General features: G+C 48.8%; 9 protein-coding genes. 4 read left to right on the top strand and 5 right to left on the bottom strand.

Going from position 1 to position 18,618, the window contains the following annotated elements; translation table 11 throughout:
- Nucleotides 1–10 precede the first annotated feature (10 nt).
- The 3 genes from ftsY to SGI97_06140 are packed head-to-tail and all read left to right on the top strand — an operon-like array spanning nt 11 to nt 1,798.
- Complete coding sequence (ftsY, locus tag SGI97_06150; protein MDZ4723467.1) at nt 11–928, top strand: signal recognition particle-docking protein FtsY; 918 nt, start codon at nt 11–13, stop codon at nt 926–928.
- On the top strand, nt 925–1,320 hold the full coding sequence (locus SGI97_06145; GenBank protein ID MDZ4723466.1) for a secondary thiamine-phosphate synthase enzyme YjbQ: 396 nt from the start codon (nt 925–927) through the stop codon (nt 1,318–1,320). The genes ftsY and SGI97_06145 overlap by 4 nt, the downstream gene beginning before the upstream one ends.
- Nucleotides 1,321–1,324: 4 nt before the next feature.
- Nucleotides 1,325–1,798 carry a 23S rRNA (pseudouridine(1915)-N(3))-methyltransferase RlmH gene (locus SGI97_06140; GenBank protein ID MDZ4723465.1) on the top strand — a complete coding sequence of 158 codons (474 nt, stop codon included), beginning with the start codon at nt 1,325–1,327 and terminating at the stop codon, nt 1,796–1,798.
- 70 nt (nt 1,799–1,868) lie between these two features.
- Here the strand turns inward: SGI97_06140 and SGI97_06135 are convergent, their stop codons facing one another.
- The gene (locus tag SGI97_06135; protein MDZ4723464.1) at nt 1,869–3,548 is read right to left on the bottom strand and encodes a T9SS type A sorting domain-containing protein; all 1,680 of its coding nucleotides are present in this window, start codon (nt 3,546–3,548) and stop codon (nt 1,869–1,871) included.
- A gap of 92 nt (nt 3,549–3,640) precedes the next feature.
- Nucleotides 3,641–11,995: a hypothetical protein gene (locus SGI97_06130; GenBank protein MDZ4723463.1), complete on the bottom strand. Its 8,355-nt coding sequence runs from the start codon at nt 11,993–11,995 to the stop codon at nt 3,641–3,643.
- A gap of 513 nt (nt 11,996–12,508) precedes the next feature.
- Between SGI97_06130 and acs the strand changes: the two genes are divergently transcribed.
- The gene (acs, locus tag SGI97_06125; GenBank protein ID MDZ4723462.1) at nt 12,509–14,494 is read left to right on the top strand and encodes an acetate--CoA ligase; all 1,986 of its coding nucleotides are present in this window, start codon (nt 12,509–12,511) and stop codon (nt 14,492–14,494) included.
- A gap of 108 nt (nt 14,495–14,602) precedes the next feature.
- Here the strand turns inward: acs and SGI97_06120 are convergent, their stop codons facing one another.
- The 3 genes from SGI97_06120 to uvrB all read right to left on the bottom strand — a co-directional run bounded on the left by SGI97_06120 (nt 14,603) and on the right by uvrB (nt 18,537).
- On the bottom strand, nt 14,603–15,415 hold the full coding sequence (locus SGI97_06120) for a prohibitin family protein (GenBank protein MDZ4723461.1): 813 nt from the start codon (nt 15,413–15,415) through the stop codon (nt 14,603–14,605).
- Between the two features lie 126 nt (nt 15,416–15,541).
- Entirely contained in the window at nt 15,542–16,495 is a 954-nt protein-coding gene (locus SGI97_06115; protein MDZ4723460.1) for a hypothetical protein, read from the bottom strand.
- On the bottom strand, nt 16,495–18,537 hold the full coding sequence (gene uvrB / locus SGI97_06110) for an excinuclease ABC subunit UvrB (protein ID MDZ4723459.1): 2,043 nt from the start codon (nt 18,535–18,537) through the stop codon (nt 16,495–16,497). The genes SGI97_06115 and uvrB overlap by 1 nt, the downstream gene beginning before the upstream one ends.
- Between the last annotated feature and the right edge of the window lie 81 nt (nt 18,538–18,618).

Genomic DNA, 18,618 nt, shown 5'->3' with positions numbered 1-18,618 from the left:
AGCGGCTCTAATGTTTAATCCCTTTGAGAAACTGAAAAAGTCATTGTCTAAAACTAAGGAATCCATCCTTGGCAAAATTTCTGAAGTCATCTTGCGCCGTAAAATAGACGATGAATTGCTCGATGAGATCGAAGAAATTCTTATCCAAGCCGATGTCGGTTTTCAGGCCACCAACAGGCTTATCGACAAACTAAAGATCAGCGCCAGGCAGAAAAAGATCACCGAGGGTGATGAGCTGATGGCGCTGTTGAAAGAGGAAATCACCCTAATCCTGTCTCGCAAAGACGCTCAGCTTGCCAGAAAATCCGATAGTAAGCCGGTCATTTGGCTCATCACCGGTGTCAACGGCGTTGGCAAAACAACCACTATTGGCAAACTCGCAACTCTCTTCTCATGCGAAGGTAAAAAAGTTATGATCGGAGCCTGTGATACTTTCCGAGCCGCCGCCATCGACCAGATAGCAATTTGGGCTGAGCGGAGCGGCGTCGAAATGATTCGTTCCGAAGAACGCGCGGATCCATCCTCCGTGGCCTTCGATGCGGCATCGGCGGCTAGGGCACGTGGAACAGATATTCTACTCATCGACACTGCCGGACGGCTTCACACCAAAAGCAATCTGATGGATGAACTGAAAAAGATTAAACGGGTGATTGAAAAAGCCGCCCCCGACGCCACTATTCTTTCAAAACTTATTGTCGACGGAACCGCCGGACAGAATGTTCTGCAACAAGTGAAAGTATTCACGGAGGCCGTCGGGTGTGACGGACTTATCATCACCAAACTTGATGGGACAGCAAAAGGGGGCGTGGTTATAGCCATTGCCGAGGAATTAGGCGTGCCGGTCGATTTCGTCGGGCTGGGTGAGGGGATCCATGACATCCAGCGCTTTGACTCCAAACAATTTGCCGAAGCCCTTTTCGCCTCATGATTGAATTTTCTTTATTGACGCCCTCACGCGAGGCAATGATTGATATCACTTTGCAGGTAGAGAACGCAATCGAAGACGCTGCATTCACCGACGGCGTAGTCGTTTGTTTTGTTCCCCACACGACCTCCGCGGTCACAATCAACGAAGACAGCGATCCCGACGTTAAACGGGATATTCTGCACAAACTGAAACGAGAGTTTCCTCAGCAGGACGGCTACCAACACAGCGAAGGAAACTCTGATGCGCATATCAAGACGGCGCTTGTGGGTTCATCGGCCACAGTCATCGTTGAAAGTGGAAAACTCATCCTTGGCCAGTGGCAAGGGATTTACTTCTGCGAATTCGATGGACCAAGAACGAGGCGTGTTATTCTCAAGCTGCTTAAGGCATGAAGTCATGCTAAAAGTTTCAATAATTGCTGTGGGCCGGGACAAAGATCCTTGGATAACCGAGGGTATCGAACATTACAAGACGCTTCTGCTAAAATACGCTGCTCTTTCAATTACAATTTTGCCTTCTGTCAAGAATGCCTCTGCCTTGCCTGTGCCTGAACTGAAGCGGCAGGAAGGCGAACTGTTTTCCAAGGAAATGTCACGGGGCGGTTATACGATTGCATTGAGCGATTCAGGCAAACCCGTCGACTCGCTGGCTTTCGCAGATATGCTTAGGCGGCTGTCCATCGAGAGCGGCGGGAGAGTCAATTTTCTTATCGGCGGGGCATATGGCCTTGACGACAAGATTCTCACCTCGGCAAATTCCGTCCTTTCCCTCTCTCCCCTTACCATGTCTCATCAGGTGGTTCGTCTGGTTCTGCTTGAACAACTTTATCGTGGCTTTACCATTCTTGCCGGTACTGCCTACCACAAATAGCAGATATAAAAAAAGGCGCCCTGCGATTGCGGATGCAGGGCGCCTTAGAGGAAAGATAAGAGGGGATTGCTTACTTCAATAGTATCATTTTCATTGTCTTCAAGAAGCTTGCCGCCTCCAGACGGTAGAGATACATGCCAGATGCGCTCGTTTCACCTTGTTCGGTTCTACCATCCCAGACGACATTCGTTGAGCCAGCTTCGTCACTTCCGGTATATTGTCTCACAAGCGCGCCTCTGATATTATATATGCTCAGCTTCCACACGCCGGATACGGGCAGACTGAATGAGATTGTAGTCGTCGGATTGAACGGATTCGGATAGTTCTGTTGGAGCGTGTAGCTTTCCGGAACAGCTCCAGCGGTCTTACCTGTGACGTATGGCCGTCCATGATAATCGGCTATGTCTACCTTGTCCAGCCGTACATCTGCCTCGCCAGCGTAGTTGATTTTGAGAAGATCATGCTTGCCAGCTTCGATTCGTGCTGTTCCAATATTCCAGACAAGTATTCGCAACTGGCCGTTCTCTACTCCGTACATGAGGTCCATCTGCGAGGACGCATCGGTCAACTGCACAGATTCTATCACCATGTTCTCTGAAAGTGCGTAGACAAAATAGGCCCCGCCGACATCCCCGACTGTTTCGGTTGAAACTGTCATTTGCCCATTGCTTGTTTCGGTTTCTACCGATGCGTTTTCAGCATACGGATCTGTCTTGGGCACCGGATCGGCATCGCCGACAATAACGCGAATGAGGTATGTCAAATCAGAAACAGTAAGCGTGGAACCATCAGCATTGACATCGGTCGCGGCAATCTGTCCGGGGACGCTAAGAGTGAAAACGCCGAGCCCGTGGATGAAGTAATTTGAGAAGAGCACGGCATCGGCTATCTCATACGCGAGATTATTAAGGTTGACATCGCCGCGAGCATCAATCGAATCCGGATGAATAATACAAACTCCGCCGTTGATAAACTCAATACACCGCCGCGGAGGCGTCTTGCCAGCGCCGGTAAAGCAGTTGTCTGGCGCTCCAAGACCGAACAGTCGATTACTTTCAGGGAAAACGGTATCATTGAATTCGTCCCACAGCAGAATGCCGCCCGGATTGTAGATTCGGCTATCGACATACAGAGTGCTTCCCGTTGGGTCGGAGACACTATTGTCAGCGCAGCTAAACCATACAAAGGAAACCGGAACGAATTGATCTCCGAGGTTCTGATTGTTGGCAATCTGGAATTCAATGAATACAAGCGCGCCATTGGGCGAGAAGGCCGACAGGGGTGGGTGTTTGGCTCCGTTATTAATATCCGCTATTCCCACAAACCGTATAAGTCCCGAGGGACACGATGAGCCGCAACCTGCGCTCTTAAGATTCCATGTGAAATACTCCCAATCCTTAATTGCGGTTCCAACTGTTGAGGCTCCAACGAAACTGAGCACCGAGGCATCGAAACTCAACAGAAGCTCAAAACCGCCGATGGGCTGATTTGATTCGATATTAAGAGCTATTTTCTTGCGCACGCCCACAGGTGAACATTCACCGTAGTCAAATGAGAAGCGGACACAAACATCGCAATCATCTTTAGGCAAAATCGTTACAGACACGGTGTCTTTCGTCACATTGCAGCCGTCGGTAGCTTGAACACAGAAGGTATAGATGCCGGTCGTGTCTGGAACAAAACATATTTTGCCACTATCTGAGCCGCTGAGGACCAGCGAGCCTATGCCGCATGTTTTGCTCAATGTCACGGCGCTACGGCTGTCATCGCCATATATTCCATCGACGCAGATTGGAGTCGAATCCTCGGGACAGCGTTCGAAACTAAGTCCAGAGGGGACGGTTAGCGAAGGGCCTCATCCTTGCGGACGGTCACCGAAGTTTCGCAGGTGTCTACTCCGCAGACGCCTGTTCCGATGATTTTTATTGCGAATGTCCCTACAGCTGATATCGGCAGGCAGACCGTTCCGGCCGAGTATGTTCCAAACGGTTTGACCGTAACACTGACTCCTGTTCCTGTGACAGTCACTGGGAAGCACAGCGTCGTCGGCGAAGCAATGCAGAGAAGCGTATCAATTGCTCCGGGACAGGAAATAACCGGCTTTTGGTTCAGTGTGACTTGAAGATTGAAGTCGCACGTATCAGTGCCGCATGGGGCGGATGCGATAATCTTAATCGGAAAGGTGCCGCTCTTGTCAGCATACACACAGATCGTGCCGGTTGATGGATTGTACGTTCCAGCTGGGAGAATTGTGACAATGGCATTTGCGGGTGTTATGGGCGCAATGATACAGATCGTGTCTGGTTTGCAAAGCGATGCGAACTGGAGATTATCGGGACATGTGATAACAGCCGAGGCGCCTTTGTTGATAGTCACTTTGATCGTGTCTTTGCCGCTTGCTCCGCAGGAGTCGGTGGCAGTCACAATTAGGGTGAATGTCCCGAATGTGGTTGGGGTAAAGCAAAGCTGGCTGCCCTGAATTGTCCCAAGTGTGGTCGTTATCGTTCGAATATTACTATTGAAATCTTGAATAGTCAAAGGCACACAAATCTGGTTCAAAGTACAGACCGTCAAAGCACTGTCTTTGCCAAGGGTCACAATCGGAGCCCTATTAATTGTAGCTGAGATCGTAAACGCGCAGGTATCTGCTCCGCATTCACCGCTGGCGATGACTTGTATGGATCGACTGCCACTCACGATAAAGGGCACACAGACGTTATTGCCCTCGATATACGCACCGGCGCTGGCGGTGATATTTGTTACTGATCCTAAAACGGTCAATGGATAACAGAGCGTATCGGAACCACAAAGAAAGACATTCTGGTTACCCGGACAAACAATCTCGATTTTAGGTTCGATAACCATGGGGACTCTTACAATACAGGTATCACTGTTGCACTGCGCTGAGGCAATGACCTTGAGTGTATATACACCGCTGGTGTCTGCGCTGAAACAGAGCTGGTTGCTCTCCCATGTTCCGCTTTCGACCGTCACGGAGTAATTCACTCCAGTCACAGATAGCGGAACACAGACAAGACCGGGTTTGCAGAGCGTGTCTTCTTTGAAGGGATTGGCTGGGCAGAGAATTTCCGCAAAATTGCCTGTGGTAATGTCAACACAAATTTCAAGCGTGTCACTCGTCCCACATTTATCGTTCGCGTATACCATGACACAATACTCGCCGGAGCTGTTCGGCGTGAAGCAGACTGTGCCCTGAGTAGCGTTATACACGCCCCCGGTTACCGTGACTGAACCGAGATTACTATCGGAATCGGCAATTGAAACCGGCAGACAAATCTGAGTTGGCTGGCACTGATTATATACCGTGTCAACCGGCGTGTAGCTGATTGTCGGCGGTTTGTTTCCTTCAACACGAACAACCATTTTGTCATCGTCATATAATTCGCATGAGTCGGTCGCCTTGACCGTTATCGTGTATGTACCGACAGTATTGGGTGTGAAACAAACAATCTTAGATTGTGCGTTATAAACTGCGCCAACAACCGTAATATTTTTAAGATTCTTATCAATATCCTGAATTCCGACCGGCAAACAAATTTGTGTCGGAGCACACTGGACAACAGTCGTGTCCTGGGGCAGAATGACCAGCGGTTTGGCATTGGTCATCAGATTGACAGTAAAGCTGCACGTAAATGTCTGTCCGCATGCTGATTTGGCGTTGACACGTATTCTATTTTGGATACAGCACGAGGAGTAGAAGCAGACTTTCTGTCCTATCGGATCCCACCAGACACCAGTTCCTGACACTGTGACAGTTGCATCGTCAGGGATTCCGCCCACTGGGAAGCAGAGCGTATCAGGCTCGCACAAGAACAACGCTGTGTCCTTCGGGCAGATAAGCGCAATTCCCTGATCGGTTCTGATTCGTAACGTTGCCCGATGCTCAGCGATCGCTCCGCATGAGTCTGTAGCAGTAATAATGAACTGATATGACCCGCTGTCATACGGGACAAAGCAGATTGTGCCATTTTTAATCGTGCCGCGATTTACCGTCACCGAAGCCAGATTGCCATCGATGTCGAGAACGCTGAGCGGGAGGCATATTTCACGTGGTTTGCAGAGGTATAGCAAAGTATCTTTGAAAGCGCTAATCGAGGGCGGAGTATTCTTTTCAACGTCTATTCTAATTGAATCAACCGACGACTGGCCGCACGTGTCGGTGGCAGTCACAATAATCGTGTAGATTCCCGAAGTATCTGCTATAAAACAAACCGTATTCTTTACCGCGCTGTAGACCCCAAAATTGGAGGTGACAGTGCCGAGGTTGTCATCTGAGACATTTACTGGCACACAAATCTCGCTGGATACAGCGCACAAGAACTCTTTGAAATCAGCGCCAAGGCCAACAGTCGGAGGGGTATTGACAGTGACAGTCACAAGCGAGGTATCGGTTGAAGAGTTACCGCATGAGTCGATGACTGAGACGATTATCGTATATAATCCGGTTGTGTCAAATGTCGCGCAGACTGATTTAAGGGTCGAGTCGTAGCGGCCAAAGTTGACTGTAATTTGAGCAAGGTCATAGTCACTCTGACTTATATCAACCGGGACACACAGCTCTCCGAACTGGCAGAGCGCAAATGACAGCGATGGCGGCAAGTCGACAACAGGCGGCTTGCTGCGGGTAACTGTGATTGAAGAATAGCAGGTATCGGCGTCGGTTTCGTTTGAGGCGATTATCCGAACCAAATATGTTCCGGCGGTGTCAACAGGAATGCAAACCTGACCGTCAGCGTACACGCCTGCCGGAGAAACGGCAACATTGGTCGCACTACCAGATACTGTTACCGGCAAACAGAGCGTATCCTGTTCGGTCAAACAGAGCACTGTGTCTGTGGTCCCGATACACACCACAGTCGGCGGGAAATATTCGCCGACTTCGATAGTGAGGTCACATGAGTCAACATCGCATTTACTTGAAGCAATCACTTGGTAGGAATGCGCTCCATATGAAGTCACATACACAACAACCTCGCTGGTGTTCTGGTCATAGTAACCCGAACCGTCGGGCTGGATTATCACACCCACTCCTTCAGGCGTAATGGTGAGCGGGACACGAATCGAATCAGGAACTATCACCGAGACAAGGATTGTTGAGTTCGGGCAGTTGATTTCAACTGAATCTCCCTGATTCACGGAAATTAAGAAGGTATCGACTGCGCGCTCGCCGCAGGAATCGACGGCCGAGAGAATAATTTGATAGTCGCCGAATGCCGACGGAGTAAAGCAGATGACTGAATCATCGACCACGCCGAGTGTCGACCGAATTTCACGGATATTATTTTCGGCATCGACTGCTTTGATAGGCAGGCATATTGTACTCAGGACGCAAGCGACAAGACTTGTATCTTCAGGTCCCATCAACACTGGCGGGGTATTGATTGCGGCATTCACAGTGAAAAAACAGCTGTCAATATTACAGTTGCCTTCAACAATAACTTTGACCACATACGAGCCAGTCTGATTGACCGTCAATTTGATAAGTCCCCCCTCTAATATAGCATTGGGCGGGGTAATGGTAATCTTGGTGGGATTGCCGGTAATCGAATAGCGGAAGGTGAAGACGGCCGGTGACTGACAGGCAACCAAGGTGGTATCCCCGGTCGGACAGGTTATGTTAACTGAATCTGAAATCGCGATTGCAATCTCGATTAAACAAGTATCGGTGTTGCATCCTGATGTCGCTATCAGGTCAAAAGCATAGAATCCGCTTGTGTCGGCATCAAAACAGAGGGTGTCGTTTTCCCAGACGCCAAAGCCGGAAATGACATCAAACGTTTCGCCTGTTATTGGTATCGGCAGACAGATTTGGCTCGGAGCGCAAAAACTGAGCGAGTCCAGTTTCGGACAGGCTATCGAGACACCATCCCCTTGATTGATAGTAACAGTCAGAGTGTCGGTATCTGTTTTGCCGCATGAATCGATCGCAGTGACAACAATATTGTATGTGCCATAAGCTTCTGGGGTAAAGCATATCTTGTATTCCGGTGTCGTTGATACAGTCGGCTGGCCGTCTTCATTCAGTACCTGTGCGGCAAGATTTTCGATTGCAACTTTTCCAACTGAGCCGATAGACGTTGTGAGTTCTTTCAGGTTACCATCAACATCAAAGACATCAACTGGGAAGCAGAGTTTATCGAGCGCACAAAGGGTAAACGTGGTGTCGTCAACTTTGACACTTGGCGGCGTATTGAGTTTGGTACCGACTGTAAACGAGCAGGTGTCTGAGCCGCATTCGCCTGCGGCGATGACAGTAATAATTTTTGTGCCGGTCACTGTGAGCGGAACGCAGAGGTTCGCTCCATCAATGTAACCTCCGCCAAGAACTGTCAGGTAGGTCATCGGAACCGATGTCTCGATCGGGAAACAAAGCGTATCGCTAAAACAAAGATTTACCGCAGTATCGCCTGGGCATCTCACGAAAACCGATGGCTCAATCATCACGGGATAAGTAAACTGGCAGGTGTCACTGTTGCATGAACCGGATGCAATAACCGTGAAGCTGTATTCACCGGTTGTGTCAGCGTAAAAGCATATCTCACCATCTTTATATATTCCGCCGGTGACGGAAATCGACGAATAATCACCTGTTACGGCAAGCGGGATACAAACAGAGTCCGGCCCGCAGAGCAATGCCGGAATAACGGTCGTCACGGAGCCACGTGAACGACCAGGAGTGCCTATCACAGGGCAGGCAATCTCAACCGAGTCGCCCGCGGTAACTGTGAAACAGATGTCTGCTGAATCGGCAATACCGCAACTGTCATAGGCAACCATCTGGAGGCAAAACTGTCCGATGCCCGGTGGGTTGAAACAGACTGTTTTGTTGATTGCATTATACACACCGCCGTTCGAGACGGTAATGTTTTGGATATTTTTGTCATTATCGGAAACATTTACCGGCAAACAAATCTGAGTGAGATTACATTGCTCAAAAATGCTGTCTGTCGGGGTATACGTGATAACTGGTGGGAAGTTGATTCGCACTGTCGCGCGGATAAAATCGGAGTCGCCCAGGCCGCACGAGTCGGTAGCCGTTACTTTGATAATATAGACTCCGGCAGTATCGGGAGCAAAACAGATTGTTTTGCTGTATGCGTCGTATGTTCCGCCTTCCACCACAATGGAAGATATATTTTTGTCCAAATCAGAAATACCGGCCGGGAGACAGATTTCCTTGGCGTCGCAAAGTTGATACGCGCCGTCCTGAGGCAGAATCACCAGCGGTTTGCTGTTAGTCATCAGATTGACGGTGAAGCTGAATGTGCGCTTTCCGCATGGTGTCGTCACATCGACATAAATCTTGTTCTGGATACAGCATGATGAGTAGAAGCAGACTGTTTGGGTTGCCGGATTGTACCAGACACCAGTACCGCGAACTTTAATTGTCGCATTGGCGGGTATATTTTTTATCGGGAAACAAAGGGTATCCGCTTCGCAGAGGAAAATCGAGGTGTCTTTCGGGACGACCACATTCATTCCTTGATCAGTTGTGACTTTGACCTTGGCCGTATCTATAACTTTATTGCCACAGGAATCGATCACAGTTAAAATAAGCGTGTATGTCCCGCTGTCGTAGGGAACAAAGCAGTACATGCCGTCTTTGAATTTCCCCTGATTGATCGTCACCGACGCAATATCATTGTCAGCATCTATGATCGAAGGATTAAGGCAGATATATTGCGGCGAACAGATATAGAGGGTCGTATCATTGAAGCCGCTGACAGTCGGCGGGTGGTTGAGACCGATGGTTATATTGACCGTATCTACTGCAGCGATATTGCAATCGTCGACAACTCTTACTACAAGAACGTAGAGGCCGGATGAATCGGGTATAAAACAGACCTGTTTGGTGTTAGGATTATAAAGCCCAAAAGTGGTCGTGACAGATTTAATATTCTCGTCAACTATGCCGGTGTTTATGCAAATTTCGGACAGGAGTCCACAGGTGTCTTTGGTGAAATCAGGTCCAAGACTCAATGTCGGCGGCTTGTTGACAGTGACCGTGACTTTGGTTGTGTCTTGATCGCTCACTTCGCAACTGTCGGTAGCAGTGAGGATGATCGTGTAGACGCCATTCGTGTCGGCATCGAAACAGATTCGATCGCTGTTGTTATCGAATATACCAAAATTTGAAGTAATAGTCTGGATGTTGAGATCAAGATCATCGGCGGTGGCAGAAAAACAGATTTTTTCAGCGGTACAGCTTGCGACGGTGAAATCGTTGGCCATAGTAATATACGGCGCGCGGTTTTTCTTGACGGTAACTAAGACGGTATCTTTGTCGGTTACACCGCATGAGTCAGTGGCGGTGATGATAATTTGGTACACACCGGCTGTGTCCCCTAAAAAGCAGACCTCAAATTTGGTCTGTGGGAATAAAATAGGAGCAGCCTGTGGCTTGAAACTTCCGATGTTCGATTCAACAATTCTACCTCTGATATCACTTGGTGAATCAAACACGAAGAATTCAAAGCATATCGAATCTGATTCGCATAAGAACGTGGTGGTGTCGTTTGGCAAAACTATCCTGGGTGGCTTGTTTATTGCCACTTCCTGACTTAATGTGAGCGAATCACTCGCGCCACAGGAATCGGTTGCAACGATCAAGGTCGTATATAATCCGCTTGTATCAGCGTAGAAGGTCCAGTTTCCCGTCTGAGCATTCCATGTCCCATATGATGAGATAACCGACACTTGATCGCCATTTATATGACAATCCTTGAGAACAGTAATATTTTCTGACGAGCAAAGGTTAAGAGTTTTACTGTTGGCGGTATCGCCACAGACAAATCCTGTAAATGTACTCTTTCCGACCGTGACCCGTGTCTCGCAGGTATCAGCGCCGCACTCATTGCTGCCTATCAACTTAATAACATAGACACCGCTCGTGTCAGCCGTAAAGCAGACTGTGCCATCGACAAGCGTTCCCAGCGACACGGTCGTATGCTCAAAATCGGATCCGAAACCGGGGAGGCAAACTTTTGTTCCTTCGCAAAGCATCAGCGAGGTATCGCCGGGGCAGTCAACCTTCCCTTTCGGATTGACAACTATCGTGTCGAATACCTGTGCGATAGCGCTTCCGCATGTATCGCTCACACTAACTAAAAAAGTATAAACGCCACTTGCTGTTGGTGTGTACGCAATCAAACCGGTCGATGAGTTGATCGAGCCGGGACCTGAGAGCAATTCATAGGTCAGAACATCATTGTCAGCATCGGTCGCAATAACCTGAAGGGTTCTTTTTATCTCATCAGAACAGAAACTACCCGAAAAGTATTGGTCTTTGATGCTCGGAAGTTCGCCTTTGTTTACCGTCACTCTGGTTTCACAGGTATCCGCGCCGCATTTGTCGGTTCCGATAACTTTGATAACATAGACGCCGGATGTATCAGCCGTAAAACAGAGCGTCTCATTGACAATTGTGCCATGTGATACAGTCGTCTCATCGAAGGTCGACGAAAAACCATAGAGGCAGATTTTGGTCCCCTCGCAGATCGTAATTGAGGTATCCCCCGGACAGTCAAGTTTTGCTGGTTTGACGACCTCGACGGTGTCGAACACATTGGCCATATCGCTTCCGCATAAATCGGTCACGAGAACCGAAAAAGTATATATGCCGGTAGCTATCGGGAGATAACTGATGAGGCCGGACTCTGGATTTATAGATCCCGGGCCGGAGATCAGTTTATATGTGAGAATATCGTTTTCGGCATCAGTAGCTACAACTTGCAGGGTCCTGACTGACTCTCCTCTGCAAAAAAGCGTCGAGAAGTACTGGTCTTGCATTGAAGGAGGATCGTTGAATAAGACTGTATATATGACGGTATCGATATCCGACCGGCCGGAATTGTCGACTATTTTCCAGATGAATCGGTATGTCCCCCCGCTTGTTGGTTTGAAGCAGATTTTTGTAGTGAGCGGATTGTCGAATTTTTTGGTCGGAAAACTAATCGGGCCGCTGAGCAAGCTCAGCGTCAGTTCTTCGAGGGGATCGGTGTCGGTGGCCGCAACCACATAGCAGATAGAGTCTCCCTTGCACAAAAAAACTGCCGTATCATTGGGCAGTTCCAAAATGGGGGGATGTACCAGCGGGTCGGCATTAACGCTGCCAGCAACACCAATACAGAGAAGACACGCAAGTAAATATATAGACAACAACCCGAATCGATTCATCTTTCCTCCTAAATCGACTTCCTCAAACCAAGAGCGGCAGCAGTTGTTCTCGGCGCGTTCTCGGAATCCCGAAGGGAATTGCTTCCCCAAAGGACAGCTTTTCACACTGAATTCTTTTCAACTATCAGCTTTCACAAGCCTTATGCAGTAAATGTATGAGGGTCTCGATTGGAGCCTACCTCTTTCAGCCTCTACCAGAAGTATAGCCAAATACTGCGATAAGTCAAGGGCTATAGTTGCCGCGAGCTATAGTGAAGCAATAATTAGGCCAAATTTAGAGACGGCAATTTGAGGCTTGTTTCAGCCTCAATTTTGATGTCAGAGTCGAACGCTGATGACCTAAGTAACCACGTCGGACTAATTTGTGACATGGATTGCGAACTCTGCTCCTGACACTGGCCTTGAAGTAATTGCCGTCTACTCAGATGCAGGCCACCTCCCTTCTTGACAATTATCAGGATTGTACGGCATATTTGACTAAAACGAGACCGAATCCGAGTTGGAGACTTTCAAATGGCCAAGACCGTCAAAACTTCACAAAAGACAAAAAAGATAGAGACCAAATCAGATAAGACAATCGACATCCTCCTTACCGAAAACCGATTATTCAAACCTCCAGCCGCCTTCACCAAACAGGCCAGCGCCAATGATCCGGCTATTTATGAGACAGCCCAATCCGACCCTGAAGGATTCTGGGCATTAATGGCCGAAGAGCTTGTCTGGCACAAAAAATGGACCAAAGTTCTCAAATGGAATCCGCCCGATGCCGAATGGTTTGTGGGTGGGAAACTCAACATTACAGAATCCTGTCTTGACAGGCATATCAAAGAGGGTCGTAAAAATAAAGCCGCCCTTATCTGGGAAGGCGAGCTCGGCGATAAACGGACGTACACATATCTTGGGTTATATAAAGAGGTCAACAAGTTTGCCAATGTCCTGAAAAAGCTTGGCGTCACCCAAGGCGACCGTGTTGCGATTTATCTGCCGATGATACCCGAGCTTGTGATATCGATGCTTGCCTGCGCCAGGATTGGGGCTATTCACTCCGTTGTTTTTGGCGGATTCTCGCCGGAATCTTTGAAAGACAGGATAAACGATGCCGAGGCAAAAGTGCTCATCACTGCCGATGGTGGATACCGTCGCGGTGGAATAATTCCGTTGAAATACGATGCCGATGTTGCGTTGGCGGACTGCCGGACAATTGAACATGTGGTCGTAGTGAAGCGCGGGGATTTTTTGCTCCGTTTCAAAGAAGGACGCGACCATTGGTACCATAATCTCATGGCCGACGCCGAAAACTTTTGCCAGCCGGTCTATCTCGACAGTGAGGCCCCACTCTTTATCCTTTACACTTCCGGCACGACGGGAAAACCGAAAGGGATAATGCATACCTGCGGCGGTTATCTGACCGGTGTCTATGCCACCACAAAACTTGTCTTTGACATTAAAGACGACGATGTCTTTTGGTGTACGGCCGACTGCGGATGGGTCACAGGACATTCGTATGTTACCTATGGCCCGCTTGCAAACGGAGCAACCCAGATTATCTACGAAGGCGCGCCTGATTGGCCAAATCCGGACAGGTTTTGGCAGATAGTAGAAAATTATGGCGTTTCGATCTTTTACACGGCCCCAACTGCAATACGCTCTTTCATGAAATGGGGTCGCGAGTGGCCGGACAAACATGACCTGACCTCATTGCGTCTTCTCGGTTCGGTCGGCGAACCGATAAATCCCGAGGCCTGGATGTGGTATCGGGAGGTCATCGGTCATGAGAGATGTCCAATCGTTGACACATGGTGGCAAACCGAGACCGGCCATATCATGATTACCCCTCTCCCCGGTCTGACTGCTACAAAACCCGGCTCGGCGACTCGCCCGTTTCCGGGTATTCAAGCGGCATTGCTCGATGAGAAAGGAGCCCAAATAACTGAAGGGGGCGGTTTTCTTGCCATAACAACACCGTGGCCAGGAATGCTTCGCGGGCTATGGGGAGATCGCGAGCGGTTTGTTCAAACATATTGGTCGAAATGGCCCAACATATACTTCCCGGGCGACGGCGCGAAGCTCGATTCGGATGACTATTTTTGGATTTTAGGCCGAGTCGATGATGTCATAAATACGGCCGGACATCGAATCTCTACTATGGAGGTCGAATCGGCTTTGGTGGAGCATGACACAGTTGTAGAAGCCGCAGTTGTGGGTATCCCGCATGAATTGAAAGGGGAGTCGCTGGCGGCATTCGTGACGCTCGGTAAAAATGTTAAGGCTGATGACAAGCTTGTGGCTTTACTAAAAGACCATGTCACCCGAAAAATCGGCGCTCTGGCAAGACCCGAGAAGATAATCTTCTCAGCCGACTTGCCCAAGACCCGCTCAGGCAAAATCATGCGGCGTCTGCTTCGCGATCTTGCAACAGGAAATGTTTTAGGCGACACGTCCACCCTCGCTGACCCGGACGTCATAAACCGGATAAAGAAAAATTATCAGGAAGAGTAACGCGAACCGGATATTCTTCCATTCCAGAGATTATGTAACAGAAAAAAGCCGACTGTGAGTGCACAGTCGGCTTTTCGTTTCTGTTCTGGATAAATAAAGTGTGAGCGGCTATTTATCTGAGCTGAGAATTATCGGCAGACCCCCGGCGTCGTTGCCCACAATCACAACTTTTGTATTGGGGGAACTTGCCAATCGCTCGGTTGCCTCAATCCCTTTCCATTTCAGCAATGCCGGCGATAATCCCGCAGACACAATCTTTTGGAAGTCGGCGATACCCTGGGCCTCTATCCGTTTACGATCCGCTTCTAGCTTCTCCTTTTGAAGTGTGAACTCCATCTTCTGGGCATCCTGAGCGGCGCTGAGTTTGAAATTGATGGCCTCTGAAATTTTTTCCGGGATGGAAACATTTCGCACCAGAACATTTTCGACGACAATATATTTGGCGGCCGTTTGTTGGGCGAGAAGTTTGAACATTTCGGTTGTCATCTGTTCGCGTTTTGTCGCATAGATTTCTTCGGGCGTGTATTTGGCGCCTATTTCGCGGGCAATCGCGCGAATATTCGGAGCAACAGCGACTTGGTAGTAATTCGGCCCTATCGTGTATTGCAATGAATCGAGCTTCTCAGAAATCGGCCGGTAAAGAACCGAGACTTCAAGACCGATTGTCGCCCCGTCGGATGAAAGCAGTGTAAGGTCTTCCTTCTGCTCCTGTAGCTGGGTCTTGTAAATAAAGATGCTATTCCAAGGCGCATGAAAGTTGAAGCCCTCATTATAAATCCGCCCAAACTCGGTTCCATCTCCGAACCGGCTAAAAAATACGCCCCTGTGTCCTGATGGGATTCCTGTTCCGCATCCGGTCATTACTGTTGCCAATAGCATGACGATGAATAATCCGATACGTTTCCGTGTGTGTCTTTTCACAATTCCTCCCTGGAAGTGATCTTTGGTTTAATTTGTATCGAATATATTCTTAATCGCTTGCGCCATATAGTTAAAATTTCATCGAGATACAGATAATTGTCGCCTGTGAGGCGGCTTCGGCTCCGTTTACTGAGCAGACCTGTACGGAATACACCAGCATTTTGAAAATTGAGCCCGCTCATCCTCGAATGACTGAATAAAAAGAATATTCCATAGACGAGGATTATCGTCAGGCGTTTTCAGCGTGTCTCGTGAGATGTCGCGATTCACTCGAGACATTAAACTATGCTCAACGCCACTTCCGGTGAAGCTCGAAATGTGCTGATAATACCTCACTGGGGAAGACCCATTTGCAGTATTGGTTTGCAGAACCAGTTTCCCTCCGTTCGGGATTGTTTTGAGTTCAAGTACCTGCTGAAACCGAACGGAAATATTATCCGTCACACCGGGTTTTCCATCCGATGCGCCGTTGTGCCTGGTGGAATAGGCCGACAAATCGCCGAAAAAGGTAACCGAATCCTCGCCGTCGAGATAACTGACTCGGACATTGACCGGTGTGGGAAACTCTCCAATTGGATTGTAGCCCCACAGCAGCCATCCAAGATAGTCATGGCTGTCATTGCCCAACTTGAGAAAGAAGCCATAGCGCGTAAGCACCCGCACCCCTCTGAGTGTGTCGGCGAAATCCGCCCGCTCAATTATCGTAGTGACACTAATGCGGTCTTCTACTGTTGCCCATGCCTCAAGCACCTGTCCTAAGCCGGCGTACTCGACAGCAACAGTGTCTACAAGAACAGTGATTTTGCGTGTCTGGCTGGTAACACTATCGCGATACGGATCGCTGTCAAAAGGAACCGAGTAGGTAATGGTGGGGATCAGCTCTGTGGCGCGAAACAGGTCTATCCCCTGTTCGGTCTCAACAATATAACGCGATATTTCGTCAACATCATTAAGAAAAATATCCTTTCGCTTTTCGCACCCTGTCAGCGAAAGAAGAAACATACCAAATACACCGAATAGTCTTCCAAACGAAAGAATCCAGCGAGACGAGGAGAACGGCGAATGTATAGTCTTTCGCATTAGCGGCGGGTCCTGTTCTTTTGTTTTTTCATATCTTCCTTAAGCTTTGTAACCTCGTCACGAATAAGAATGGCCGTGTCAAAGTCAAGATTATCGGCCGCTCGTTTCATCGCTTGCAACATAAAGGATAACTGATCTTCGGTTGACATGAGAGAAAAATGCTCCGGCTTTTCAAAGGTCATGTCCGCAATAGCAGTTTTTGAGTCCGCAAACTGAGTCGAGCGGAGAATTTCGTCACGGGTTTTCAGAATCGTCTCGGGATTAATATGATGTTCCTCATTGTACGCCTGTTGTTTGATTCTCCGTCGGTCGGTTTCTTCGATCGCTTTTCTCATCGAGTCGGTTATTTTGTCAGCATAAAATATAACCTCGCCGTTCTTGTTCCTTGCGGCGCGTCCGGCGGTCTGAATAAGCGAGCGCTCCGAGCGCAAAAAGCCCTCCTTGTCCGCATCCAGAATTGCGACCAGTGACACTTCGGGTAAATCAAGTCCTTCGCGGAGCAAATTAATTCCCACGAGAACATCAAACTCATGAAGCCGAAGATCGCGGATGATCTCGGTTCGTTCAATCGTATTAATTTCGCTGTGGAGGTAGCGCACCCGGACATCCATACGCGTCAGATAATCGGTCAAATCTTCTGCCATCCGTTTTGTCAGCGTGGTCACCAGCACTCGTTCCCCCTTTGCCTGACGAACTCTCACTTGTTCGAGTAGGTCATCAACTTGGGTACCCAGCGGCTTTATCGTAATCTGCGGATCCAACAGCCCTGTAGGGCGAATAACTTGTTCCACAACTACGCCTTCGGACTGCTCAAGCTCATACACCGATGGTGTGGCTGAAACATACACAACCTGACTAACCAGATTTTGAAATTCCTCAAAAAAAAGCGGACGGTTATCGAGCGCCGATGGCAATCTAAACCCATGTTCGACCAATACTTCCTTACGGCTTCTATCCCCGGCATACATACCTCGTATCTGAGGAATACTCTGATGAGATTCATCGATTACCGTGATAAAATCCCTCGGGAAAAAATCGATGAGCGTTTTAGGCCTCTCACCCGCTTCGCGGCCAGTCAGATAGCGCGAGTAGTTCTCAATCCCGCTGCAGTAACCAACTTCCTTGAGCATCTCAAGATCATATTTAGTCCGTGATTCAATACGCTGTGCTTCAAGTAGTTTATCCAGCTGGCGGAAAATCTCGAGCTGATCCTTAAGTTCTTCTTCTATCTGTGTGTAAGAACGCTCGAGAGTCGCTTTCGATGTGACAAAGTGCTTGGCCGGATAGAGCGCGACCCGGTCGCGGTCGTCAAGAATTTCTCCGGTGAGGGGGTCAATTTCTGAAATGCGGTCAATCTCATCGCCAAAGAACTCGAACCGGAGCGCTGTTTCACGATAGGCGGGAATTAGCTCGATAGTGTCGCCTCTTACTCGGAAGTTTCCCCTGACAAACTCCATCTCATTACGGTTGTAGTGAATGTTGATGAGATTCCGAATCATCTCATCTCGGTCGCAAGGAACACCCTTCTCCAGTATCATCATCTGTTTGGCGTATTCCTCAGGCGAGCCCAAACCGTAAATACAGGAGACCGAGGCCACAACGATGACATCTCGGCGTTCGAGAAGCGAAGCGGTCGCGCGAAGCCGCAATCGGGCGATATCTTCGTTCATTGCCGTGTCTTTTTCAATAAAAGTGTCAGTTGTCGGCATATAGGCTTCGGGCTGGTAATAATCAAAGTATGAAATGAAGAATTCCACTGCATTTTTAGGGAAGAAAGTCTTTAACTCGCCATAGAGCTGGGCCGCAAGGGTCTTGTTGTGTGAAATAACCAAAGTCGGTCGGCCACAATTGGCAATGACATTAGCCATTGTGAAGGTCTTTCCTGAGCCAGTTACGCCAAGCAGGGTTTGGTGCTTGTGACCCGCGAGGATTCCTTCGGTGAGCTCGGCAATCGCCCGGGGTTGGTCTCCACGAGGTGGAAAAGTTGTGTGGAGTTCAAAAGCTCCCTGCGACGGCCCGCTGCGTTCTAAATCTACATTCATCTGTGCCATACACTTAAGACAATTTCTTCCATTACATTATGGACGCTTTGACATCGGAATATATCAAATGACAGCTCTTGT

The sequence above is a fragment of the Candidatus Zixiibacteriota bacterium genome, from assembly GCA_034439475.1.
Taxonomy (GTDB): Bacteria; Zixibacteria; MSB-5A5; order GN15; family FEB-12; genus JAWXAN01.
This window is presented reverse-complemented; position numbering and strand designations above follow the sequence as displayed.